Consider the following 25,585-nt stretch of genomic DNA (forward strand, 5'->3'; position numbering starts at 1 on the left):
GTATTCCTACGGGGAGGGAGTGGAGGCTGTGGTCGGGCGCTTCCGCAGGGCAGGCACGCCATGCCGGATGACGCGGGACCGGTGCGGGCGCCGATGGCTGTGCCTCCACCGGTGCCTACGCCTGCGCCCTCGCCCATGCCCGCATCGCCCGCGCCCCCGCACCCTCCCCTCCCCTCCCCACAGCGAGAACACGCCGCCTGACGCCCTCTTCACGCCACCAGGCAACCCTCACCACGTCGTCGGCATCCTCCGAAGGCGAGAGAGGGAGCTGGGAAAGGCGGCGTTCTGGGGCACGTCAACGAGTTCTGAGGCCCCGACGCGCTCCGCGTATCTCCCCGTTCCCCACACGACCGATCGTGAGGAAGTCCGTTTTGATACGTGCTACACGCGGCGTGGCCACCGCCGCGGCGTTACTCGCGCTGGCCTCGGCGTCACCCGGGGCGGCGCTCGCGCAATCGACCCCGTCCACCTCCCCGCCGTCCGGGCAGTCGTCGTCCGGTGCGTCCCCGACCACCCGGCTGGGCGATCTCGACCTGCCCGAGGGCTGGCAGGTGTCCGGGGCCGGGGCGGGCCGGCAGCTGGTGTGGACGTCGCCCGAGCCCGTGCCCATGGGCGACTCCCGCGTCGCGTTCCACGCCGGCGACCGGCTTCTCGGTCACCCGGTGGCCGGCCGGGACGGCCGGTCCTTCCGACTGCCGCTCCAGGACGTGCGGCTCACCGAGGGAACCCGGTTGCGGGTCACGGCCGGTGGGCGGCGACTCGACTCCGCCGGTCCCGCCCGGTCCGCGCGTCCCGCCCCCTCCGCCCCGGCCGCGCTGCCCGCCGCCCCACTCCCCGCGAACGGCGTGGACCCCGGAGTCCCGGGTCGCTACCGCACCGTCAGCGGCGAGTACGACCTGAAGTCCGTGCGACTGCCCGGGTTCCCCGAGCCCGTCGAGATGCGTGCGACGGTCGTCGGGCCGGCGGACGCTCCGGGGAAGCGGCCCGTGGCCCTCTTCCTGCACGGCCGCCACGGCACCTGCTACACCCCCGGGACCGAGGACGTGACCGGCGACTGGCCCTGTGCGCCCGGTTCGAAGCCGATACCGAGCCACCAGGGCTATCTCCGGGCCCAGAAGCTCCTGGCGTCCCAGGGGTACGTGACCCTGTCCATATCCGCCAACGGCATCAACGGCCAGGACTTCCGGGCCGAGGACGGCGGCGCCCAGGCCCGCTCGTCCCTCGTACGGCAGCACCTGGCGCGCTGGGCCGACTGGTCGGCCGACCGGGCCGCAGCCCCGGCCGCCGTACGCCGCTCCTCCGCCGCGGACCTCTCTCGGGTCCTGCTCGTCGGCCACTCCCGCGGCGGCGAGGGCGTCAACCGGGCCGCGCTCGACACCCTCACCCCGCCGCCCGCCGACCAGGACGGCTACCGGGGCCCCGTGCGGTGGAAGATCCTCGGCACCGTGCCGATCGGCCCCACGATCTTCGGCAACAACCCGGCGCCCGACGTCCCGTCCATGACCATCCTGCCGGGCTGCGACGGCGACGTCTCCGACCTCCAGGGCCAGAACTTCGTCGACGGCACGCGCGGGGTCAGCCGGGGCGCCGCCCTGCACAGCGCGGTCTACATGGTCGGCGCCAACCACAACTTCTTCAACAGCGAGTGGACCCCCGGCCAGGCGCAGGCGCCGGCCTTCGACGACTTCTGGTCCGACGATCAGCCCGACCCCGTCTGCTCCCCCGGCACGACGACCCGTCTCACCGCCGCGCAACAGCAGGCCGCGGGAGCCACCTACATCGGCGCGGCCGCCCGGCTGTTCGTCGCCGGGGACGACCGGGTCCGTCCGCTCCTCGACGGCACCGGCCGCCGCGCCCCCTCGGCCGACCCGGTCCGTGCCCTCAGCCACGCCGTCGGCGCGAACCGTACGCCGGCCTTCGTGCCCGGCACCTCCGCGCTCACCGTGTCGGGCGGCGGCAGGCTGTGCGCCCAGATCGACCCCGACGCCGGGCGCGCCTGCCTGGCACCCGACGCGGGCGGCGCGTCCCCGCACTTCGCGTACTGGGAGGCCTCGCCCGAGCCGGGCCGGGAAGCCGTCGCCATGGAGTGGTCGCGTCCCGGAACCCCGGTGGCCGTGCGCTCGGCGCGGCCGGTCTCCCTGGTCGGCGCCGAGGCACTGACCCTCCGGGTGATCGTCCCGCCCAACAGCAAGGGCACCGAGCTGGACGTGGCCGTGACCGACGCCTCGGGGCGCCGCGCGCGCCTGGGACGTACCCGCGTCGACGGTCTCCCGGGCAGCGAGCGGACCACCTCGTACTGGGCGCGCGAGGTACGCGTACCCCTGTCCGCCGCCGCCCGGTCCGGCCTGGACCTCAGGAGGATCACGACGCTCGAGCTGATTCCGCGTACGACGGCCGGCCGGGCGTGGCTGATGGACGCGTGGGGCTGGCGTCCCGGCACTCCGGCCGTACGTCCGGCCGCGCTGGCGCGTGTCGACATCGGGCGCCTGACGGTCGCGGAGGGCGCCTCCGGCGTCCGGACCTACCGGGTCCCGGTACGGGTGTCCGGCCAGGGCAGCGGCCAGGTCCGGCTGTTCGTCCCCGATCCGGCCACCGGCGAGATCACCTCCCGCACGGTGACGGTGCGACCCGGACGTCATGACATCGACGTGCCGGTCGAGGTACGGGGCAACGAGCGCTTCGGTTACGACGTCGACCACGACGCCTTCGTCAAGGCGGTACGCGGCACGACGATCGGCGCGCACCACGGTGGCGTGACCGTTCGGAACGACGACCCCATGCCCAGGGCGACCGTGACCCCCGTCGCCGACGGGGTGGCCGAGGGCTCCGCGCTGACCTGGCGGGTGACGCTGTCCGAGCCGGCCGACGCCGAGATCGGCGGCCACGTCTCCTTCCTGCCGCCGACCGGTGGTACGGAGCTGTCCACGGCCGACGTCGACCAGGCGTGGCTGAAGGAGCTGCTCGGGGAAGTGCCGGCCACGGCCACGCCGCTGTCCCGGATCGGGTTCGGCGGCCTGTACCTCCCTGTCTCCGTCCCGGCGGGCGCGACGACCGTCGAGGTGAGCGTGCCCACGGTCAAGGACGACGTGAGCGAGCCGGTGGAGTCGGTCCGGGCACAGCTGACCACGTACGACGGCGCCTGGGAGCCTGTCCCGGGGCCCGAGTTCGTGGGGACGGTGCGGGACGCCTCGTAGGGTCCACGTCACTCGTCGCGCCGTCTGCGGCTGCCGCCTGACGTGACGGCGTCGTCCGGCAGTACTCGAACATGCCGGGAGCCTGTCGACGAGCCCGGTCCCGCTCGGCGGCCGAGGAGGCGGCTTTGCCAGGATGGGTGACCATGACAGGTGAGCGGGAGAAGCTCGTGGATCGGCTGCGGCGGGCCGGACTCGACATCGTGGCGGGAGACCGGGTCGAGGAGGTCGTGACGTCCCACGCCGCTTGGCGGCCGGTCGTCTCCTTCCAGGCCACACCGACGGTGGCCGTACGGCTGGACGCACCTGAGCCGGTCGCCGAACTCAACAGGCAGTGGCACCGGCTGGCGGTCGAGTACGGGATCTTCGGCCCGGACGGCACCTTCCTCATCGACGTCGGCGGCGACCGGCCGGACGGCAGGCCCCAGCGCTGGACACGCGTGCGGCTCACCGACCGGTGGGACCTCGCGGGAGTCCTCGGCACACGGCCCGGCCAACCCGAGTTCGTCACCCTCTCCACGGACGGCGATGCGCTGGTGGGGGCGACCACCGAGGAGTACGACGTCTGGCTCGTCGCGCTAGACCGCTTCAAGGAGTGGCACGAGTCGGCGGCGCGCGCCGCGGCCCGGGAGACGGCCGAGGAGCGGGAAGCCGCGTGGGAGCTGTTGTTCCGGCTGCCGGGGTCGCTCCGGAGAGTGCGTGACCAGTGGGCGCAGGGGCTCGCGGACAACCCCGCCACCTCCGACGACCTGTGTGCGGGGCTCCTCGGCCGGACGGACCGCCTTCTGTGGCGCGCGCTGCCTTCCTCGGTGGTCGAGGCCGCGGTGGTCCACCCGGAGTGGCGGGTGCGCGGGTTGCTGGCCGAGGCGCAGCCGAACATCACCGCGGAGCAGTGGGCACGGCTCGTCCTGAGCGAGCGGGACGACCGTCAGCGGTGGATCCTCACCCTCCTCGCCGCGGACCGGCGCGCCGAGCTCACCGCCCCCGCGTACGCGCGGCTCGCCGCGGACCCGTCCCCGAAGGTGCGTGTGGAGACGGCCAGGCTGCCGGGCCTCCCCGGTCATCTGCTCGTGGCGTTGGCCGGCGACGCCGATCCGGCGGTACGGGCCTCGGCGTGCCGTGAGGCTGCCTGGCCGCATCTGGACGAGGCGGCCCGGCGGGCGCTGCTCGACGACCCCGACGGGGAAGTCCGTGTCGCGGCGCTGCTCCAGCACCACCGGGAGCGCCCGCTCCCCCGGTCGGTGTACGAGGCGGAGGGGCTGGAGGCGAGCGACGCGATCGCGACCTGCCGTCTCGCGCGGGATCTCGCCCGGCATGTGGCTCACCACGGCGATCCCGGCCGGCGCCGTGCCCTCGCGAGGAACCGGTGGCTGGACGCCGACCTGGTCGCCGTCCTCGCCCGGGACCCCGACGACGGCGTCCGGTTCGAGGTCTCGACGCATCCCGGTCTCACCGAGGAGCAACGGGCGGGCGTCGTCATCGACTTCGACCCGCGTACGCGTTCCCGGACGCTCGACTGGGTCGGGGCGCTGCACGACGATCCCGACGCCATGCGGCGCCTGAGTGCCTCCTCGCACCCCGGCGTACGCAGGAGCGTCGCGCGGGCCAGGCGGCTCCCGCCGGACGTCGTCGAGTCCCTCGCGCGCGACGAGGACCGGGTCGTGCAGCTCTTCCTCGCCGAATCGTGCGACGACGCGCCCGCCGAGATGCTGCTGCGGGTGTGGCAGTGGTGGGACGGCAGCCTCAGCGTCCCCGACCGTCCCCGTGGCCATCCGAACTTTCCCCGCCGCGACCTGGTCCGCCTCGCCGACGATCCGCGCCCGCGGATGCGGCGACTCGCCCTGGACGACCCGGAGTCGACCGTCGAGCTCGTCGAACTCCTCAGCCGGGACGGCGACGAGGAGGTCCGGTTCCGGGCCGCGACCGACCCCCGGCTGACGCCCGCGTCGGCGGTGCGACTGCTCGACGACCCGTACGAGCACGTGCGGCACGCGGCCGCCAGGCACCCGGGACTGCCGGCGCGCAGGCTGATCCCGTTGCTGCGCAACAGGGACACCGCGTACGCGGCCGCCCGGAACCCGGGGCTGCCCGAGCCGGTCGTCGCGCGGATGATCCAGCTGCTCTCGGAGGTCCAGGACGCCCCCGGCGGCTGAGGTCCGTGATCCGTACGCCCCATCGGAGTGATCACTCGTTCGTGAGTTTCTCCCCGGTCGCGCCCGTGCTGCCGCGACGCTGGCATCGGCGGCGCGTGACCTGCGCCGCCGTATCGGTGTGCGGTGGAGGGGGAGTTGACATGACTCGGGAGACGGGCCGCGGAGGTGCCGGTGAACAGGCGGTGCTCCTGTTCGCGGGGCTGGCCGACGTGGCCGTGGGGATGTTGGGGTCCGCCCTCGGAGTCGTACGGGGACTGGCCCGGCGCTCGGACGCGGCGGAGCTGGTGTCGGAGGCCGAGCGGGATCTGACCGCGCGGGGCCGCCTCGTACTGGACCGCTACGCGGCCGCGCCCCCGGCGCACCTGGAGGTTCTCGCCCGGCACGCCCTCGCCCGGCGGGTGGGCGAGAGTGACTGAGGGGTGGGAGTCGGCCGCGTTCAAGGCGCGGGTCGACGAGGTCCTGCATCGTTTCGTCGCCGACGAGGCCGATCTGCTGGCGGCGGTCGACCCGGCACTCGGTCCGGTGGCCGAGCAATTGGAGGCATCGGTCGCGGTCGGGAAGAGGTTGCGGGCGGCCTTCTGCTACTGGGGCTGGAGGGCGGCCGGGCAGCCCGACAGCGACGCGCTGGTGCGGGCAGCCGCCTCCATGGAGCTGGTGCACGCGGCCGCCGTCGTGCACGACGACCTCATCGACGACAGTCCCCTGCGCCACGGGCGGCCGACCGCTCAGGTGGCGCTCGGGGATGTCGTACGCCATCACCCGCGGGCCACGGACGCCGCGGGGTCCCTCGCGATGCTCGTCGGGGATCTGCTCATGTCGCTGGCCGGGCAGCTGTTCGCCACCAGTGGTCTGCCCGCCGCGTACCTCGGCCGGGCCCGTCCGCTGTGGGCGGCGCTGGCCCGCGATCTCATCGCCGGGGAGTGTCTGGAGATCCTCCACACCGGTGCCACCCCGGACACGGCGGCGTCGCTGAAGGTGATCCGCTACAAGACCGCCAAGTACACCGTGGAACAGCCCCTGTTGATCGGCGGGGCACTGGCCGGGGCCGGCGAGCGGCTGCGCCAGGGGTACAGCGCGTACGGGCTGCCGCTGGGCGAGGCCTTCCAGCTCAGGGACGATCTGCTCGGCCTGTTCGGCGACCCACGGCACACCGGCAAGGCCAACGCCGACGACGTACGCGGCCATCGGCCCACCGCGCTCCTGGCGGAGACCTGGCGCATCGCCGGTACCGACGAGCGGGAGCGGCTGGGTGCCCTGCTGGGGCGGCACGACCTGGACGAGGACGGTCTGGAGGCCGTACGCGACGCGATGCGGCGGCTCAAGGCGCCCGACCGGGTCGAGAGCATGATCGCCGCCCGGGTCGACGAGGCGCTCGGCGCGCTCCACGAGCTGAACGTGCCCGCGCCGGCGGCCCGCGCCCTGACCGGTCTGGCGCATTCGGCCGCGGTGCGCGTGTCCTGACCGGGGTCGGGGGCTGAACCCGCCGGAACGGACGCGGGCGATCCGGACGGAGCCCGGGCCGAAGGGGTCCGGAGCGGGCGCGCCCGCTCCGACCTGGGCCTGCCATCGCGTCCCCTCACCTCGCCTTCCCCCCGTCCCTCCCCACACAGAGATGCAGAGGAGTTCCCCTTGCTTCACACCGAGACGACGATGAACGCCCTCCGGCAGAGCGGCGACGAGCTCGCCGACGCCACCGTCGCGGCCCTCTTCGAGCGCGGCGAGATGGGCACCTTCAACACCTTGATGCGCTTCTTCTCCACCGCCGGCGCACCCGTTCCGGACGGGCTTCCCGATGTCGCCAGGGAGTACCTGGAGGCCACGAGCGCCCCGCCGGCCTGGGTGGACTGGGACGAGATGGAACGGGCCCGGCTCTTCTTCATCGACAACAACGTGCACATCGCCACCGCCCTGTCCTTCGCCTCCATGCCCGCCTGCTATCTCGTCCCCCACGTGGCGAAGCTGCTGTCGACGACCCACGGCCTGAACTACCCCTCGACGCGCATGGCGGCGACCGGCCAGTTCACCGTCTACCTGATGCAGCCCGACGCCTTCGAGGCCGGCAGCCGCTTCATCCCCGCCGCGCAGAAGGTCCGGCTGCTCCACGCCTCCATCCGTCACCACCTCACCCGCGAGGACCGCTGGGACGTCGGGGAGCTGGGGGTGCCGATCTGTCAGGAGGACATGATCGGCGGGCAGATGTTCTTCTCGATGCTCGTCCTCGACAGCCTGCACCGGCTCGGCATCCACATGTCCCAGGAGGGAGCGGAGGCGTACTCCTACGCCTGGCGCGTGGTCGGCGCGATGCTCGGCGTCGACCAGGACGCCGTCCCCACGTCCCTCGACGAGGCACGTGGGTTCCTCGACCAGTACATGGTCCGGTACATGGGGCCGTCCCCGGAGGGCGCCCACCTGACCCGGCAGCTCATCGAGCTCTACGAGGACATCGTGCCGGGGAAGATGCTCGACCCGGTCGTGGCCGCGCTCGTCAGGTATCTCGTCGGCGACACGAGCGCCGACTGGCTCGAGGTCCCCAGCACGCCCTGGGACACCGTCGTCAAGGCCGTGCCCCATCTGCTGGGGGTCCTGGAGACGATCGAGGACCGCTCACCGCTCGGCGCCTGGGCCCTCGACCGGCTCGGGCACCTCACGACGATCTTCGAGCTGTCGTCGCTCACCCGGGGCCGTGTCATGCACTACGCCATCCCCGAACATCTGAGGAAGGAGTACGGCGTACCCGACGCACCGTCCCGCACCCGCCGCTGGACCCCGCCGGCGGCCACCATCGCTCCGTGAGACGGACCGCCGGCCCGCAGGGGCGACGGGAGCCTCCGCCGGACCCGGTGCCGTGACCGCACAGGGTTCAACGGCCTGCTCGACGCCGTCACGGACGCCCCCGTCTCAGGCCGTCCGGATCCGGTCCCGCACCTCCGGCCGCACCTCGAACCCGGCCGCCTTGTACGTGGCGACGGCTCCGACGTAGGAACTCGGCGTGCACACACGGACGCTCGACGAGCCCATCTCCCGCAGCGCGGCCGCCCCGGCCAGGGTGATCGCCCGGCCGTAGCCGCGACCACGGTGGTTCTCGTGGACGCCCATCGGCTCGACGAGCCCCGGCCTTCCCGGGCCGGCCGACCACACCGTCACCACCGCCGCCACGCCGCCCTGGTCGTCGTAGGCGCCCAGGCAGCGGGCGTCGGCGTAGAACGGTCCCTCCGCCATCGCGTGCCAGTACCGGCGCGTAGGGCGGGAAGTGCCGAACGCCGACCGCAGGACGTCGGCGAAGTCCTGCGCCTGGTCCGGGCCGATCGACGTGATCGGCACATCGGGGACCTCCACGGGCTCGGTCAGGTCGCGGAAGAGCGGCGTCCACGGCTCGTCGACGCCCCAGCCCTCCTTGCTCAGCAGATCGTGGAGCAGCAGGCCCGGCGGCGCCTCGACGGACACCGCTCCTTCCGGCAGCACGCCGCGCTCAGGCAGCGAGAAGTCCTCGACGAGCCGGCGCGCCACGTCCTCGTCCCGGAAGGCGTCCGGCGCGACCGTCATCCGCAGCAGCGTCGGCGAGTCGAGCATCCCGACCGCGAGAATCCGCCCGTCACGACTCCAGGTGCGGAGCACGGCGGCCGTCTCGGCCGTTCCGAACCGGTGGTTCCAGCCGATGTCTCCCGCATGCAGCTGCATCGGCGCTCCGTCGTGCTGCCACTCCCGCAGTGCGGCCATGGCCTCGCGTACTCCGTCAGCAGTCGGCGTGCCCAGCACCATCGTCATGGCGGGGATCAGACACCGCGCCCCGAAGGGTGCGCAACCGATTTTCCGTCCCCGAGCCCTGTCCGTCGAACCTCTCGCGCGTGAACCTCCGCTCCCCTACCGGAAGCCCAGGTGCGGATCGGTGCCGGTCAGCTCACCACTGATGGCCCAGAGACGATCGGCGACCGTCGGGTCCGCCATGTGGGAGGGGACGTGCTCGTTCCATGGCATGCCGCGGAGGCCGAACCGCCTCGGCCCCCACAGCTGCCCGCCCCGCACCTCCGGGTCGAGGACGGCGCGGACGACGGGCCATGCTCCGGCGTCCTTGCCCTGCACCACGAGTCCGGCGGGGAGGGCGCGCAGTCGCTCGGCAGGGGTGGTCACGCGTACCGGCGGACGCGACGGAGTGAGGGAGTCCAGCGCGCCGCCGGGGTGGGCCACCACGCTGAGCACCGTGCTGCCGACGGCTCGCAGGCGGCGATCGAGCGCGAAGCCGAAGCTCATCTGCGCCAGCTTCGATCGGCCATAGGTGCGCTTGGGCCGGTAGTCCCGGGTCGACTGCGGATCGTCCAGGTCCAGCCGCTCGGACCGCGCCGCGAAGCTTCCGACCGTCACGACGCGGCCCGCCGGCGCCGCCGACAGAAGCGGGGCGAGCTGCCGGGTGAGCGCGAAGTGGCCGAGGTGGTTGGTGCCGAACATCAGCTCGTGTCCGTCCTCGGTCTCCCGCCGCGGCGGGGCGTCGAGCGCGACCCCCGCGTTGTAGACCACCGCGTCGAGGTGATCGAGGCCGAGCCCGTCCACTGCGGACGACACCGACGACAGGGACGCCAGGTCCAGCTGGAGGTGCCGCAACCGCGCGCCGGGGACGCGCGAGTGGATCGAGGACATGGCGGCGTCGGCCTTCGCGGCGTCCCGGCTGCCCAGCACCACGACGGCACCGGTCGCGGCGAGCTGCTCCGCGACGAAGTATCCGATTCCGGCGTTGCCCCCGGTGACCAGGAAGGTTCTCCCCTCGGCGGACGGCAGCCGGTGAACGTCCCACGGTCGGCTCGGGGATGCGAAAGACACGACGACAGGCTCCTTGCGCTCGAAGTGCGTGCTCACGGCGAGCACCCACCCCCCAACCTCGCAGCCTTCACCGACAAGCCGCCGACAGCGCACGGGTCACTGCCGACAAGCCTTCGACACACGGGGGCGCGAGTACGCCGACACCCGGTCGCCGGGTCGGACATTCGGCCGCCTTCCCCGGCCGCTCGACCACCGCGCCCCGGCGCCGCGCGTACCGGCGCGAGCCGTGGCGAGGAGCCACCCCGCGCTGGGCCCCGGGGCACGGAACGGCACTCCCCACGCCCTGCCGTCGTGATGCGGGGCAGCCGGGCCACCGAATCGGACCATTCCTCCCCCGCCGGTGGCAGGATCGCCCGTATGGCTGCTGACCCGTCCGGCGACATGACCCTCGATCCGCTGCTGCTCCGCGCCCGTGGGCTGTGGGAGACACTGGCCGGCGCGCCGGTGTCCTTCGCGTCGTCCGGTGGACCCGCCGGCCCCGACGTGGTCGTTTCACCGGCCTCGGCCCTGTGCCCGGGCTCGTGGGCCGGAATCGTGGTCCTGGGTGACGCGGCGATCGCCACCGCGCCGACGGAGGACGTGGCCCGGGTACTGCGGACAGCGTTCTCCCCGCTGCTGCCCGCTTCGCTCACCCGGCCCGAGACGGTCAGGGCCGCCCTTCCGGTGCCGGTGGCCGATGTGCTCGGTCCGGCGACCTTGGCGTACCTGTCCGGCGCCGACTTCCGCCCCGCGCGCGCGGACGACTGCGCGAGCGGCAGGGTCGACTCCCTGGGCTGCGACCATCCGGACTTCCAGGGGCTGTTGCGGTCGGCGGATCCGGAGGACGTGGCGGAGAGCGGTATGGAGGAGATCACCTCTCCCGCGTTCGTCGTACGCGAGGGGACGGACGTGGTGGCCGCGGCGGGCTACCGCGCCTGGCCCTTCGGCACCGCGCACATCTGTGTGCTCACGCATCCGCGGTGGCGCGGCCGCCGACTCGCCCGCCACACGGGTTACGCGGCCGTGGCGCACGCGCTGACGGCGGGCCGGCTCCCTCAGTGGCGCGCCCGTCCGCCGGCCTCTCGACGGGTCGCCCGGTCGCTCGGGTTCCGAGAGCTGGGGAGTCAGCTGAGCGTCCGGTTCGAGGTGGGCGGGCTCGGCGACGCGTCGCGCGGGTGAGTCGGTTCGGGCCGCCTCGGTGCCGGCGCGATCAGGCTCGGTGCCGGGCGGGATCAGGCTCGGTGCCGGGCGGGATCAGGCTCCGGCCGCGCTCGGCAGCAGGGGCGCGAAGGAGTCCCAGCGGGCGATCTCGCAGCCGTCGGTGCGCGTGAACTCGGCGTCCACCGGCCGGCCCGCCCAGGTGCCCGTGACGTGGGCCGTGGCCGGTCCTCCGTACTGCATCGTGCACAGGGATTCCGGCGGCACCGGCGCGAAGGGGTCGGTGCCCCACGTGGTCAGTTCGTCGAGCCGGTCACAGGCGGCCCGCGGTGCGGGATGCGTGCCGCCCGCCGGGTGGCAGATCAGCTCGAACGTGCCATCGGCGGAAGGGGCGACGTCGCCCGTCACGGTCACGGTGAGGCGGTCCGGAGGCGCTGGTGCAGCCGAGTCCGCGGTGGCGGCCGCGACAGCCGAGGCGGTGGAGCAGGTGGACAGGGCGGCCAGGGCCAGGGCGAGCGCGAGACCTGAGAAGCGGGGCATGGACGACTCCGGGGCGTGAGGATCGGCACGGCCCGAAACGGCCGTAGCCGACCAGGTGCCGGTGGGCAGGGTGAGGTGCTGCGGACGCACCTCCCCCGACCCAACCTCGCCGGACTCGTAGAGGTCACGCGGCACGCCATGCCCGTGCCGCCCTCGGCCCCTGTTCAACCCCGATGGCCCACCGGCCGGTACGTGCCGACGTCGTGCGGGCTCGGTGATCAGTCATGATGACCGGGGACTGAACGAGACGAGAGAAGACGCGACGAGTCCAGTCCGGTCGAAGACCAGAACAGAGCAGACAGACCGGGGGCGGTCCTTCTCGCGCGGACCGCGGGCGGGGCTCACCCCGGGCAGACGCACGGGGGCGTTGATGCGGGGACAGGGCGAGACGGTGCTGCTGGACGTACTGACCGGGGCGGCCGCGGCCGCGCCCGACCAGGGAATCGTCCATGTCGGCGGGGACGGTGTGGAGCGAGCCGTCAGCCATCGCGCGCTGCTCGCCGACGCGCTGCGCGTCGCCGGAGGGTTCCTCGACTCCGGGCTCGCGCCCGGGAGCCACGTACTGGTGCCGGCCGAGCGGAGCGAGGAGTTCCTGCCGCTCTTCTGGGGCGCCGTCGCCGCCGGGCTCGTACCGGTCCCCCTCGCCCCCGACGTACGGCGGATGCTGCCCGTGGGGGAGTTCCTCGGCGGGCCGCCGGTCGCCGTGGGCGCGTCCACCGCGCGCCTTCTCGACGCCCTGCCCGGCTCCGTACGTCCCCTGACGCTCGACCAGCTCCGTCGGCACCCCGCTCCACCACGGCTGCCGGAGCGGGCGCCCGACGACGTGGCGTTCCTGCAGTTCTCCTCCGGCAGCACGGGGGCGCCCAAGGGCGTCGAGCTGACCCACGCGGCCGTGCTGGCCAATCTGGCGCAGATCCGTGCCGCGGCCGGCATCAACTCCGCCGATGTGCTGGCCACCTGGATGCCGTACTTCCACGACATGGGGCTGATCGGCACGCATCTCGTGCCGTTGTCGGCCCGGATCAGGCAGGTCCGGCTGGAGCCCCTCACCTTCGCCAAGCGACCCCTTCGGTGGCTGGAAGCGGCCGCACGGCACCGGGCGACGCTGCTCTCGGCCGCCGACTTCGCCCTGGCGCTCGTCGAACGGCGGGTCCCCCGGGACGCACTCGCCGGTCTCGACCTGACGTGCGTACGGATGCTCCTCGTCGGCGCCGAGCCGATCTCGCCGACCGTGTGGCGGGCCTTCGTGGAACGGATGAGGCCGACCGGGCTCCCGGCGTGCGCACCCACCCCGGTGTACGGCCTCGCGGAGTCCACCCTCGCCGTCACGTTCCCGCCGCCCGGAGAAGTCGCCCGGCCGCTCGCCCTGGACAGGGCGGAGCTGGGGCACGGCCGGGCCGTGGACACCGCGCCCGGCCCCGGCGCGGTGGAGCTGATGGACGTGGGCAGCCCCGTGCACGGGTGCGCCGTACGGATCACCGACGGCACGGGCAACCCCGTCGGGGAACGCCGGGTCGGCCATATCGAGGTCAGCGGACCTCAGGTGGCACGCGGCTACCACGGCGCCCCGGAGGCGACGGCGGAAGCGTTCCGCGGTCCGTGGCTGCGCACGGGTGACCTGGGGTTCCTGCGCGAGGGGCGTCTCTGCGTGACCGGCCGGTCCAAGGACGTCCTCTTCGTCGACGGGCGCACGCTGCACGCCTCGGACCTGGAGGAGGTCGCGGCGAACACGCCGGGCCTCGGCCGGTGTCCGGTCGCGGTCGTGGGATCGACGGATCCCTCGGGCGGCGGCGAGCGGGTGGTCGTCTTCCTGGCACCGACGGCCGCGCCTGCCCTGACCGCCTCGCCTGGGCTGCCCGTCCCGCCTGCGCTGTCCGCCGCGACAGCCGCGACCGGGCCCGTGACCACCGTGACCGCCGAACTCCTGCACGCCGTCCGAGGACGGGTCCGCGAGGCCCTGGGGCACGACGACGTGAGGGTGCTGGCTCTGCCGGCACGCGCCTTCCCGCGCACGACGAGCGGGAAGGTCCGTCGCGGGGTGCTCCGCGAGCGCTTCGAGGGCGGGACGTATCCGGAGATAGCGGGACGGGCCGCCGTCGGGGTGGCGGGGAAGGCATCCGGCCCCCTGCCGCATGCGTCGGGGGGAGCCGGCCCGCTGCCGCGTCCGGTGGTCGGCACCTTGCCCGAGCAGCGGTCGGAGTCCGGCGCCTCCCCTGGCGGCGAGGTCGAGGGCCTCGGGGCCGAGGGGCAGGCCACGGCGTTCCCGGACCTCTCCGTCGGCGGCGGTCCGTCGGGCGTCCCTCCGGCGACGCACGTGCCGCTGTCCCGGCCTGCCGTCGAGGCCGTCGTGCGCGGTGTCTGGGCACGGGTGCTCGGGCTGCCGGGCAGCGCCATCGGGTTGGACGACGACTTCCGGGCGCTCGGGGGCTCGTCGCTCAAGGCCATGGAGGTCCTGGCCGGGCTCGAGGACGCGTTCGGCGTGACGCCGCGCCCTTCTGACGTACGTGACCACACCACCGTGGCGGCCCTGGCCGGGCTGATACTCGCCGGCGGCGGCTCCGAAGGAGCGGAGGCGGGTGGGTCGCCGCGGCGCGACGCGACGGCGGACCGCTCCACGGGTGACGCGTCGGCGTGCCACGAATCGACGGCTGACGACCGTCCTCCGGCGTACGGCGCGTCGAGCGCGCCCGCGCCGGGCGATGTACCGTCCGGCGGAGCTCCGCGCGAGAAGGGGCAGGCCGACGGGCCTCCGATCGCCGTCACGGCACTCGCCTGCCGGTTCCCCGGGGCCGATACGCCCGAGGCTTTCTGGGAGCGGCTCCTCGACGGCTACGACGCCGTCACCCCCGTACCCGAGGGGCGGTGGGCCTCGCCGGGGGCCGGGCGGGCCCGGTGGGGTGCGTTCCTCGACGAGCCCGACCGCTTCGACGCGGGCTTCTTCGGGATCGGGGAGGAGGAGGCACGGGCGACCGACCCTCAGGCCCGGATCCTCCTCGAGCTGGCCCACGAGGCCCTGGAACGGGCCGGTCACGCGGGGCCGCGGCGGCGCGGGCGCCGCGTGGGCGTGTTCGTCGCGGCCGGTGACAGCGGCTATCGGAGCCTTCTTGAACAGGCTTACGGTCAGGGCGAGTTGCCTGCCGCCGCCCTCACCGGGAATCTGCCCGGCATGCTCGCCGCACGCATCGCGCACTGCCTCGACCTCACCGGGCCCGCGCTCGCGGTCGACACCGCCTGCTCCTCCGCCCTCGTCGCGCTGCACCTGGCCCGCCGCAGTCTGCAGGCCAGGGAGTGCGACATCGCCGTGGTCGGCGGCGTCCACCTCAACCTCACGCCGGCCGGGTACACCCTGCTGGAGAAGGCGGGAGCCCTTTCGCCGACCGGGCGTTGTCACGCGTTCGGCGCGGCGGCCGACGGGTTCGTCCCCGGGGAGGGCGGCGCGGCGCTCGTCCTGACCCGGCTCGATGAGGCGCAGCAGGCCGGGGACCCCGTCCTCGCGGTGCTCCGCGGGACCGCCGTGAACAACGACGGCCGCTCGCTCAGTCTGATGGCGCCCAACCCCCTGACCCAGCGCGAGGTCATCACGCAGGCGTACCGCGACGCGGGCGTCGACCCCGCGAGCGTGTCGTACGTGGAGGCGCACGGCACCGGTACCCCGATCGGCGACCCCGTCGAGGTGCGCTCGCTGGCCCACGCCTTTCCGCCGCTGCCCGACGGACGGCTCCGGCTGCTCGGCTCGGTCAAGACGAACATCGGACATCTCCTCAACGCCGCCGGAATGCCCGGCCTGGTGAAGGTGATCCTCGCGCTCGGGCAGCGCCGCCTGCCGCCGTCACCGCTGCGGAGCACGCCCCCGACCCCGCCATCGCCCGCCTCGTCGGCTGCGCCCGCCGCTGGGCCCTCGGCCTCGCTCGACCTGGCCGGTCACGGGTTCGCCCTGGTGGATGCCGTACGCGAGTGGGAGGCGCCGGGCCCGCTCGTCGCGGGGATCAACGCCTTCGGCTTCGGGGGCACCAACGCCCATGCCGTACTGGAGGAGGCACCGGCCCGGAGCCGACCGGAGCGGGTGCCGTCCCGCGGGCGCCGGCTGCTCACCCTGTCGGCTCATGGGGAGGACGGGCTTCGGGCCGCTGCCGCCGGGCTCGCCGCCCATCTCCGTGAGCACCCGGGTCTCGACGAGGGGGACGTCTGCGCCACCGTCGCCACCGCGCGCGACGAGGGGCCCGACCGGCTGCACCTCGTCACCGACGGCGATCTCGCCGCCCGGCTGGAGGCCGTACGCGACGGGACGGCGCCGGTCGGTGCCCCCCTGCGGTCCCGGGCCCGCCTCGTCCTTCTCCTTCCCGGACAGGGCGTACGGCCTCACGGCCAGGCCCGCGCCCTGTACGCCGACGCGCCCGCCTTCCGGGAGGCGCTCGACGAGGCCTCCGGCCACGCCGGGCCGATCGGCGGGCGCAGTCTCGCCGCCTGGTGTCTCGACGACGTGGCGGCGCCCGACGCCCTCGCCCGTACCGACGTCGCCCAGCCGCTGCTCGTCGCCTACGGGGTCGCGCTCGCCCGCCAGGTGCGGGCCTGGGGCATCAGGCCGGACGCCGTCGCCGGGCACAGCGTCGGCGAGATCGCCGCCGCGTGCGTCGCGGGGACGCTCTCGCTCGCCGACGCCGTACGGTTCTCCGCCGAACGCGGCCGCCTGATGGCCGCGCTGTGCGCTCCTGGAGCCATGGCGGCCGTGCGCTGCGGTGAGGAGTCGGTCGCCCCGCTGGTGGCCGGGGCGCGGGGCGCGCTGAGCGTCGCCGCCGTCAACGGTCCCGACCAGGTCGTTCTCGCCGGGACCGAGGCGGCCGTCGAACGTGCCGTCGCCGCACTGTCCGCGCGGGGCGTCGCCGCCCGTCGGCTCGGCGTGTCCCGGGCCTTCCACTCGCCCCTGATGGAACCGGCCCTGGACGCGCTCACCGACGCCGCGGGGACCCTCGTGCTCCGGCCGTCGGAGATGTCGACACCACTGATCAGTACCGTCACCGCCGCGTGGCAGCCTGTCCTGGACCCGGCCCATCTACGCGCCCATGCCCGGCAGCCGGTGCGGTTCGGGGCCGCGGTGGAGCGGCTGCTCGGTGAGGGGTACGACACCTTCGTCGAGCTCGGCGCCGACACCCTGCGCGGTTCCGTGCGGGCCGCCGCGGCAGCGCACGCGCGCGGAGGCGGGGCGGTCGCGCTCGCGGCCGGGCACCGGGACGGGGCGCGGGGACTCCTCGACACCGTCGGCCGGCTGTGGGAGCGGGGTGTGCCGCTGGACCGCACCGCGCTGGACGCCGGACGGGCCCGGATCTCCGGCGTACCCACGTATCCCTTCCAGAGGCGCCGTTACTGGCCTGCGGCCGTCGCCCGGCCCGTTCCGGACCGGGCGCCCCGACCGCCTCAGCCGCTGCTGCACCGGTTCGCATGGGCCGACGCCCCGCTGACCGTCGGCTCCGGGCCGCGCTCCGTCCTGCTCGCGGGGCCGGACTCGCCGCTCGCCCGCGCGTTCGCGGAGCGGCTCAGGCGCCGGGGAGCCACGGTCGAGCGGGGGGACGGGGACGCGCCGCTCGGCAGTGGGCCGGTGCCCCGGACGGAGGCGGCCCCCGAGGTCGTCGTCCTGCTCGCGGGCCCCGCCGTGGAACCGGGTTCCGCCGACGCGCTCGACACGGCCCACCGCGCCATGGTGACCGGCTTTCAGAACCTGCTGCCCGCACTCGCGCTCCACCGACCGCGCGTGCTCGTCGTCACCGAGGACGTCCACGTCACCGGCGCCGCGCCCGAGCGTCCGCGGCCCGCGCAGGCGATCCTCACCGGGCTGACCCTGGCGCTGCCGGACGAGTTGCCGGGTGTGGTCGCCCACAGTGTGGATCTCTCGTCCCTCGACGAGGTCGGCCTGCGGCTCGACGCGCTCGACCACGAACTCGCCGTTCGGCCCGACACGCCGGACGCCGGTGCGGATGCGCGCCTCCGCCCGGCCGCCGCCATCGCCTGGCGGGCGGGGCGGCGGCTGCGGCGAACGGCCGAGCCTGTCCCCACGGATCCTGTCCCCACGGAGCCCGACCCGACGAGGCCCGGCTCCCCGGTGGAGGCGTTGCCGCTCCACGGCGCGTATCTGATCACCGGTGGAGCCGGCGGGGTGGGCGCCGCGCTGGCCCGCGATCTCGCGGAACGGGGCAGGCCGACACTGCTGCTCACCGGTCGCTCGGCCGAGCCGCCCGCCGGGCTGCTCGCCGAACTCCGGGCGCTCGGCGCCACCGTGGAGTACCGCGCCGCCGACGTCTCCCGGGGAGCCGACGTCGACACCCTGCTGGCCGGTCTGCCGCGGCTCGACGTGCTCGTCCACGCCGCCGGCGTCGTGCTTCCCGGCACCATGCGGGCCAAGACGGCCGACGAGATCGCCGACGCGCTGGCCGCCAAGACGCGGGGCACCGAACTGCTCGCCCGGGGGATGGCCGAGCACGACCTGCGCCCCTCCCTGTGCGTGGCGTTCTCCTCGGTGGCCTCGGTGCTGCCGGGCCTGGCGGGCGCGATCGGCGATTACGCCGCCGCCAACGCCTACCTCGACGCCTTCGCCGCCGCCGAACGCGCGGCCGGCCGGCCGTGGCTGGCGGTCAACTTCGCGGCGTTCGCCGATACGGGGCTCGTCGCCGATGCGCGAGCCGCTGCCGACACGAGCGCGGTTGCGCGTGGTGCCGGAGCCGGAGGTCGTGCCGACTCCGGTACGGGCACCGGCTCCCGTCCTGGTACCGGCGCAGCGCGCGGGCCCGCCCCGCTGGCGACCGGTGAGGCGCTGGAGGCCCTGCGTACGGCCTGCGGCGTCGGCGCCGCCCAGCTCATGATCGCCGACCTCGCCCCGCGGGCCGCCGTGCCAGGAACCCCGGCGGACATTGCCCGTACCTCGCCGGACTTCGGCGTACAGCGGCTCGCCTCCCCCGCTCCCCCGGCGACGTCCACCCGTGTGGCGAAGGCCGCGCCCTCCCGAGCGGACGGCGTGCCGGACGTCCTGCGGCACCTGCTCTCCGAGGCGCTCGACGTCTCCCCCGACGCCCTCGGTGACGACGTACCGCTCCTCGGCCTGGGGCTCGACTCGCTCATGGCCGTCGATCTCGTCAAACGGCTGGAGCGGGAGCTGGACCGCTCGCTTCCCATCACGCTGTTCTTCGAGCACCACACCCTGGGTGAACTCGCCCACGAACTCGGCCGCGAGGCAGGAGACCCCGGGTCCGAGGCCGGCACATCCGAGGCCGAAGAAGGCAGCTCCGAAATCGAGGAAGGCAACTCCCCCACGGACAAGGCCCCTTCCGCCCCCCACGAGTCCGTCGCCGTGCCGTCGGCCGACGACGGCGTCCCCTTCTCCCTGACACCTGTCCAGCTCGCGTTCCACGTCCAGGGCGGGCTCCACCCCGACGTCCCCGCCTACGGATACGTGACCCAGGACGTCCGCGGCCCCCTCGACGCCGATCTGCTCGGCGAGGCGCTCGGCCTGCTCGCCGACCGGCACGCGATGCTCCGCATCCGGATCCACCCCGGGGAGCCGACGCCCAGCCAGTCCGCCGTACCGGCCTCGCCGTACGCCGGCACCAGGATCCCGGACTGGTACGAGGTGCGTGAGCTGCCCGGAACCCGTACCGCCGAGAAGGACATCGCACAGCTCGAAGAAACGCTGTGCAACCGGCTGTTCGACCTCACCGTCGAAGCCCCGATCAGGGCCGTGCTCGCCCGTACCGACGCCCGGGACGGGACCGCCGACGGGGCGGCCACGCAGGTCGCCCGTCTCGTGCTCGTCGTCCATCACGCCGCCGCCGACGGCTTCAGCCTCAACATCCTCGGCGAGGAACTCTGGGCCCTCTACACCGCCCTGTCGTACGGCCGCAGCCCGGAACTCCCGCCACTCACGACCGACTTCACCGCCTACGTGGCCCACGAGCGGTCCGCGCGAACGGACTCCGCCCTCGCCGAGGACCGGGCCCACTGGCGTGCGGCGCTCCGCCGGCAGGGCGAGCCGCTCGCCCTGCCGTACGACGGCGATCCGCTGGGTCTCCCCCGACCTCCGCTGCTCGCCCACCAGGTGACCCCCGGATCCGGTCTGTCGGCGGCGCTCCGGGCAACGGCCGCCGCCCACGGCGTGTCTCTCTTCCATCTGCTCCTCGCGGCGTACGCGCGCTGTCTGTCGCGATGGAGCGGGGCGCGGGAGGACGTGTCCGTCAACGTCGCGAGGGCCCGACGCGAGACCCGGCTGCCCGGCATCGAACGGCTGGTGGGGCCGCTGGCCGACACCCTCCCGGTGCCCGTCCGCGTCGGACCGGACGACTCGGTGCACACGCTCGCGGTACGACTCCGCGACGCCTGGCCCGAGACCGAGCGGCACAGCCGTGTCACGAGCCTGGACCTCGCCCGGCTCCTCCCGGCGGACGGGGCGGGGCCACGAACGGCCTCCCCCGCGTCGTTCAGTTTCGCCCGCTTCCCGGTCACGCTCGACCCCGACTGCCCTGTGGAGGTGCGCCCGGCCTCGGCCGGAACGGCCTCCGCCGCCACCCGGCTCAGCCTGCTGTGCTGGGAGTCCGACGGCGAGCTCGCCTTCTCGTGGAACTTCCCGGCGCGGCTCTTCGACCGGTCGACGATCGCGCGCCTCGCCGCCGAGTACCTGGCCGAACTGACCGAGGCCGCCGGGATCGCCCCCACCGCCGCACTCTCGGAGGCCACCCGGCTCGACGGGACGGCCGGACCCGACGCGACCGCCTCGCTCGACGGGAGGGCCGGACCCGACGAGCCCTCCACGGCCACCGCGGCCCTGGCCGGCGACATCGTCGCCCGACTTCGCGCCCAGTTCCGGGCGACGCCGGACGCGGTCGCCGTCGACACGGACGGCTCCGCCCTCACCTACGCCGAACTGGACCGTGCGTCCGAGGCCCTCGCCGCCCGTCTGCGCGCCCGCGGCGTGGTCCCGGGTGACCTCGTGGGCCTACTGACCGAGCCGGGCGCCGACGCCGTCACCGGCGTGGTCGGCATCCTGCGCGCCGGTGCGGGCTGGGTTCCGCTGGACGCCGCACATCCCCGCGTGCGCCTGACCGATCAGCTGCGGCGGTCGCGCGCCGGGGCGCTCGTCTGCCATGCGGCGACCCGGACCTCGGCCGTGGAACTGGCCTCGTCGGCGAACATCGCGCTGGTCGCGGCCGACGGCCCTTCCTCAGCGCGGCGCTCCCACTCCGACTCCCCGGAGGACGAGTCCCCCACCCCCGATCCCGATTCCCTCGCCTACGTCATCTTCACGTCCGGCTCCACCGGGCGCCCCAAGGCAGTTCCCATCACCCGCCGTTCGATGAGCAACTACCTCGACTGGGCGCTCGCCACCTTCGGTTACGGCGCGGGTGACCGGCTCGCCCAGACGGCGTCGCTGTGCTTCGACGCGTCCGTACGCCAGCTCCTCGCGCCCCTGCTCGTCGGCGCCACGGTCGTCACCCTCCCCCGGCAGCTCCTCCGGGACCCCGAGGCGCTGCTCGCCCGGGTCGAGCGGGCCCGGATATCGGTGTGGAGTTCGGTCCCGAGCCTGTGGTCGCGGCTGCTCGAAGCCGCGGAGACGCGCGTACGGGAGGGCGGGCCGACGCCCGATCTCTCCGCCCTCCGCTGGATCCACGTCGGCGGCGAGGCGCTTCCGCCGGCCCATGTCCGGCGCTGGTACGACCTGTTCGGGCCCGGACAGCGGATCGCCAACCTCTACGGGCCCACCGAAGCCACCATCAACGCCACCTGCCACATCGTCGACTCCCGTCCCGCCGACGACATACGGACCCTCCCCATCGGCACCCCTCTCACGGGCACGGAGATCGACGTCGTCACCGCCGACGGGCGTCGGCGCTGCGCACCGGGCGAACCCGGCGAGCTGCTCATCGCGGGCGTCGGACTCACCCCCGGCTATCTGCACGCCCCGGAGCTGACCGCCGTCGCGTTCACCGAACGCGACGGGCGCCGCTGGTACCGCAGCGGCGACCGGGTCCGGCGCGACGAGGCCGGCGTCCTCGAATTCCTCGGACGCCTCGACGACCAGGTGAAGATCCGCGGGCACCGGGTGGAACTCGGCGAGATCGAGTCGGCGCTCCTGACGCACCCGGCGGTCGCGCGCGCCGCCGTGGTCCATCGCGAGGAACGGCTGAGCGCCTTCGTGCGGTGCCAGCCGGGCGTCGTGGCTCCGGATTCCACGGAACTCCGCGCCCACCTGGCGCGGACGCTTCCGGAGTACATGCTCCCGACGCGGATCCATCTCGTCGACGAGCTCCCGCTGACGGGGACGGGCAAGATCGACCGCAGTGCTCTCAAGGCCCCGGTGACCGCGGCGCAGAGTCCCGCGGGGGGACCGGCTGCCGGATCGCTCCCCGCGACCCCGACCGAGGTCCTGTTGTCGCGCGTGTGGTCCGAACTCCTCGACGCGGACGGCGGCACCATCCGGCGCGAGGACGACTTCTTCGCCCTCGGTGGCGACTCCCTGCTCGTCCTCCAGGTGTTCGCCCGGCTGCGCGAGGCGATACCTGTCCTGCCCCGGCCCACGGTCGTGTACGCCCATCGCACGCTGGCCGCGCTCGCCGCCGCCATCGACCGCGGTCCGACGGACGGCCCTGCCGGCAGCGATCGGACGGTCTCGCGCGCCGACGATCACCGTCACGCCGAGGCACAGGGACAGGGACAGTCCCTGGTACCGGGACAGTCCCTGGTACCGGGGCAGGACCAGGGACCGGGGCAGGGGTACGGCATCGGTCACGGCAGTCCGTCCCCGTTCCCGCTCTCCCCCTCCCAGCGCGGATTCCTGCTCGCGGAGACGATGGCACCCGGCTCGCCCACCGCCTGGCTCGCCTGCCTGCGGGTCGACGGGCCGCTGCGAGCCGATGCGTTCCAGCAGGCCGTCGACGCCTGCGTCGTACGTCATCCGATGCTGCGGACCGTGTTCCCCGCCGGAGCACGACCGCCCGTCCAGCAGGAACTCCCACCCGCCCTCCGGCTCCCGGTCGCCTTCGAGACCCTCGCCGAGCCGGGACTCCTCGCCTCGCGGATCGCCGAGGAGCGTGAACGGCGCTTCGAGTCCTGGGCCTGGCCGCTGGTGCGCCTGCGCGTGCTCACCCTCGGGCCCGACGAGCACGCGCTCGTCGTCCACGCCCACCACCTGATCGGCGACGGATACAGCGTGGCGCTCCTCGGCCGGGAGCTGCTGGCCGTCTACGACCGTGCCGTACGGGGTGAGGCCGCCGAACTCCCGCCGCTGCGAGGCACGTTCCGCGACCATGTCCGTCTTCAGGACGCCGACACCGGCGCCCGTTCCCACCCGGCCACCCGGCTCGACGCGGCGTACCTGCGTCCGGTCCTCGGAGGCCGCGCCGGGGAACGGGCGTCCGCCGAGAGCCCCGGGGCGCCCCCGTACCGCTCCGCCGGATTCACCCTGGCCCCGGACGAGGTCGCCTCGCTGCGCCGGATCGCCTCCGACGCGGGTACGACGCTCTTCGCGCCGGTCCTGACCGCGTACTACCGGACGCTGGCGGCCACGACCGGGCAGCGGGACCTGATCCTCGGACTCGCCGTGTCCGGCCGTGACGACACCCACCGGGACGCCCACCTGGTCTTCGGTCCGTACGCCGCCGCCGTGCCGCTGCGGCCGGGACTCCGGTCCGGCGCGGGGGCGACGACCGGCCGCACGTTCACCGACGACCTTCGGGCGGTGGTGGAGGAGGTGGAGGCGGCCCGCTCCGAGGGGGTCACGCCCCGTCGGAGCGACGGCGGGCTTCCGCCGGTGGCCCAGTTCTTCTTCACCTTCCTGGACTTCTCCGCACTCGGACCCATGAGCGGCGCCACGCTGAGCGTGCGGTGGGACGACGCCGACGCGGAACTCGCACCACCGCCGGTGGGCACGGACACGTTCCTGGCGGTGCGGCCGTTCGGGGACGGGGAGCTGCGGGTGACGCTGCGCGCGTCCGCCACGGCGTTCCCCGACGAGGCGGCGTTCGCCTCGTTCACCGGTGCGTTGCGGAGCGGGATGACGGAGGATGCGGCCGGTGCGGTCGGCGCGGTGGCCGGGCGGCCAGGTGACGTGGCCCAGCCTTCGCCTCCCCGCGCCCTGGACTCCGCGCTCGTCGGGTACCTCCCGCCGCCGGGTCAGCTGGGGGCGCCCTCGGCCGACGCCGCCGCGTCACGTGAGCAGCTCCGGGAGTCGCTCTTCCCGGGCGGACACCCACGGCTCGTGGAGGAGGTCGACACCCCGCTGGGGCGCTCGGGATTCGTGTGTCTTCCGCTGTTCGCGGACGAGCTCGCGTCGACGTCCGACCTCGCTGCCCGGACGGCCCGGGCTGTCGAGCTCGCGGCGTCGGCTGGCGCGCGTTCCGTCTCGCTCGCGGGGATGATCCCGTCCTTGACCGCGTACGGCTTCGGTGTCCTGCGGGAGACGGAGCAACGGACGGCGCTGACGACCGGGCACGCGGCGACGGCGGTGTCCGTGGTCAAGACGGTTCATGCCGCCCTGGCCCGGACGACGGGCCCGCACCTCGCCGGCCGAAGCGATCTGGGTGACGTCCGTGACGGTGACGTCGGTGATCTGAGTGACCTGAGTGACCCGAGTGACCCGAGTGACCCGAGTGATCTTGGCGATCTCACCGACATCGCCGGCCTCGCCGTCGCCGTGGTCGGCCTGGGCTCCATCGGCCGCTCGTCACTCGAACTGCTCCTGGACCTCGCGCCCGAGCCGCCCGCCCGGCTGCTCCTGTGCGATGTCGCCGGCAGCACGTCTCGGCTGCGCACCCTGGCCGACGACCTGATCGGCCGCGGTCTGGCCCGGAACGTGGAGGTCCACGAGTCCGGCCCGTCCGCCCTGCCGGCCACCGTCTACGAGGCGGATCTCCTCGTCACCGCCGTGAGCGGGGGCGGCGCGCCGCTCGACGTGTCGCGCCTCCGGCCGGGCACGATCGTCGTCGACGACTCGTTCCCCCACTGCTTCGACACGACGAAGGCGCTGGCCAGGATGCGGGAGCGGCGCGACGTCCTCATCGTCGGCGGTGGCCTGCTGTCGATCGCCGCGGAGGGATCGGGGAGAACGGGCAGGTCCGGCGGAGCAGGGGGCTCCGTGGAACGCCGTACGGCTCCGGGCCTGCCGCCCGCCGCAGCGGCGGCGTACGCCGCACGCGCGTGGCTTCCCGACACGATCGCCTCCTGCCGCCTGGAGTCGCTGCTGCACGCCGCGACCCCGGAACTTCCGCTGGTCCACGGCCTGGTGGACGCGCGGCTCGCGCTGGCTTACTGGCGGGGGATGGAAGCGGCGGGTGTCACGGCGGGCCCGCTGCACCTTCTGGGGCACGCCGTCGCCACCGGGGCCGACCCCCTCGACGGCTTCCCGCCCCGGCCGGCCGGAGGCTCACGGCCGCGACGATCACGGTTCCGGCATGAAGGGACGGACGGGCGATGAGGGAAGAGGCCGTCGCGTTGGGCGAGCGTGAGTCGGCGGAGTAGGCCGGGGCCGGCGGCTTCGAAGTCCTCGACATGGTGCAGGCGTACCTGATCTGTGACGGCGACGAGGACGTGGGCGCGGGGACGGAGGTGTTTTTCGCGCTGCACGCCCTCGACCTCCCGGCGAAGGCGTTTCTCGACCGCTACGACTCGGGACCGGCTCATACGCGGACGACCGGGCCTCGGTGACGGCACCCTGACTCACGTTCGACGGCGATAGGGCTCCATGCCCGCGCGGCTGCGTAAGCAGCTCGACGCGGTGCG

Annotated in this window: 10 protein-coding genes; 7 read left to right on the forward strand and 3 right to left on the reverse strand. The window is 74.4% G+C overall.

The genetic code is table 11. The features are described from left to right. Nucleotides 1–371: 371 nt before the first annotated feature. From OG392_RS02480 to OG392_RS02500, 5 genes are all read left to right on the forward strand, one after another. On the forward strand, nucleotides 372–3,194 hold the full coding sequence (locus tag OG392_RS02480) for a S9 family peptidase (protein WP_329275049.1): 2,823 nt from the start codon (nucleotides 372–374) through the stop codon (nucleotides 3,192–3,194). Nucleotides 3,195–3,337: 143 nt separating this feature from the next. After that, entirely contained in the window at nucleotides 3,338–5,344 is a 2,007-nt protein-coding gene (locus OG392_RS02485; protein ID WP_329275052.1) for a HEAT repeat domain-containing protein, read from the forward strand. 140 nt (nucleotides 5,345–5,484) lie between these two features. After that, nucleotides 5,485–5,760, forward strand: coding sequence for a polyprenyl synthetase (locus OG392_RS02490; RefSeq protein WP_329275054.1), 276 nt, complete (start codon nucleotides 5,485–5,487; stop codon nucleotides 5,758–5,760). Continuing rightward, nucleotides 5,753–6,805 carry a polyprenyl synthetase family protein gene (locus tag OG392_RS02495; protein WP_329275056.1) on the forward strand — a complete coding sequence of 351 codons (1,053 nt, stop codon included), beginning with the start codon at nucleotides 5,753–5,755 and terminating at the stop codon, nucleotides 6,803–6,805. Before OG392_RS02490 ends, OG392_RS02495 begins: the two co-directional genes overlap by 8 nt. A gap of 189 nt (nucleotides 6,806–6,994) precedes the next feature. Then, a complete protein-coding gene (locus OG392_RS02500; RefSeq protein ID WP_443055053.1) occupies nucleotides 6,995–8,137 on the forward strand; it encodes an oxygenase MpaB family protein in 1,143 nt (380 codons plus the stop codon). 105 nt (nucleotides 8,138–8,242) lie between these two features. Here the strand turns inward: OG392_RS02500 and OG392_RS02505 are convergent, their stop codons facing one another. Beyond that, complete coding sequence (locus tag OG392_RS02505; RefSeq protein WP_329275061.1) at nucleotides 8,243–9,109, reverse strand: GNAT family N-acetyltransferase; 867 nt, start codon at nucleotides 9,107–9,109, stop codon at nucleotides 8,243–8,245. Nucleotides 9,110–9,205: 96 nt separating this feature from the next. Next, a complete protein-coding gene (locus OG392_RS02510; RefSeq protein ID WP_329275065.1) occupies nucleotides 9,206–10,156 on the reverse strand; it encodes an SDR family NAD(P)-dependent oxidoreductase in 951 nt (316 codons plus the stop codon). Nucleotides 10,157–10,537: 381 nt separating this feature from the next. Here OG392_RS02510 and OG392_RS02515 point away from each other — a divergent pair, with 381 nt between their 5' ends. Continuing rightward, nucleotides 10,538–11,314, forward strand: a complete 777-nt coding sequence (locus tag OG392_RS02515) for a GNAT family N-acetyltransferase (protein ID WP_443055054.1) — start codon at nucleotides 10,538–10,540, stop codon at nucleotides 11,312–11,314. A 75-nt stretch (nucleotides 11,315–11,389) separates the two neighbouring features. Here the strand turns inward: OG392_RS02515 and OG392_RS02520 are convergent, their stop codons facing one another. Further along, nucleotides 11,390–11,833 (reverse strand): SSI family serine proteinase inhibitor, encoded by a 444-nt coding sequence (locus OG392_RS02520; protein ID WP_329275069.1) that lies wholly within the window; start codon nucleotides 11,831–11,833, stop codon nucleotides 11,390–11,392. Between the two features lie 370 nt (nucleotides 11,834–12,203). Between OG392_RS02520 and OG392_RS02525 the strand changes: the two genes are divergently transcribed. Beyond that, nucleotides 12,204–25,280 (forward strand): non-ribosomal peptide synthetase/type I polyketide synthase, encoded by a 13,077-nt coding sequence (locus OG392_RS02525; RefSeq protein WP_329275071.1) that lies wholly within the window; start codon nucleotides 12,204–12,206, stop codon nucleotides 25,278–25,280. Nucleotides 25,281–25,585 lie beyond the last annotated feature (305 nt).

The organism is Streptomyces sp. NBC_00691 (assembly GCF_036226665.1).
Lineage (GTDB): Bacteria > Actinomycetota > Actinomycetes > Streptomycetales > Streptomycetaceae > Streptomyces.

Bases quoted from the DNA above. Each gene is read 5' to 3' on its own strand.
- OG392_RS02485 (WP_329275052.1), top strand. From the start codon at position 3,338: ATGACAGGTGAGCGGGAGAAGCTCGTGGATCGGCTGCGGCGGGCCGGA.
- OG392_RS02490 (WP_329275054.1), top strand. From the start codon at position 5,485: ATGACTCGGGAGACGGGCCGCGGAGGTGCCGGTGAACAGGCGGTGCTC.
- OG392_RS02500 (WP_443055053.1), top strand. From the start codon at position 6,995: ATGAACGCCCTCCGGCAGAGCGGCGACGAGCTCGCCGACGCCACCGTC.
- OG392_RS02505 (WP_329275061.1), bottom strand. From the start codon at position 9,109: ATGACGATGGTGCTGGGCACGCCGACTGCTGACGGAGTACGCGAGGCC.
- OG392_RS02515 (WP_443055054.1), top strand. From the start codon at position 10,538: ATGACCCTCGATCCGCTGCTGCTCCGCGCCCGTGGGCTGTGGGAGACA.
- OG392_RS02520 (WP_329275069.1), bottom strand. From the start codon at position 11,833: ATGCCCCGCTTCTCAGGTCTCGCGCTCGCCCTGGCCCTGGCCGCCCTG.
- OG392_RS02525 (WP_329275071.1), top strand. From the start codon at position 12,204: ATGCGGGGACAGGGCGAGACGGTGCTGCTGGACGTACTGACCGGGGCG.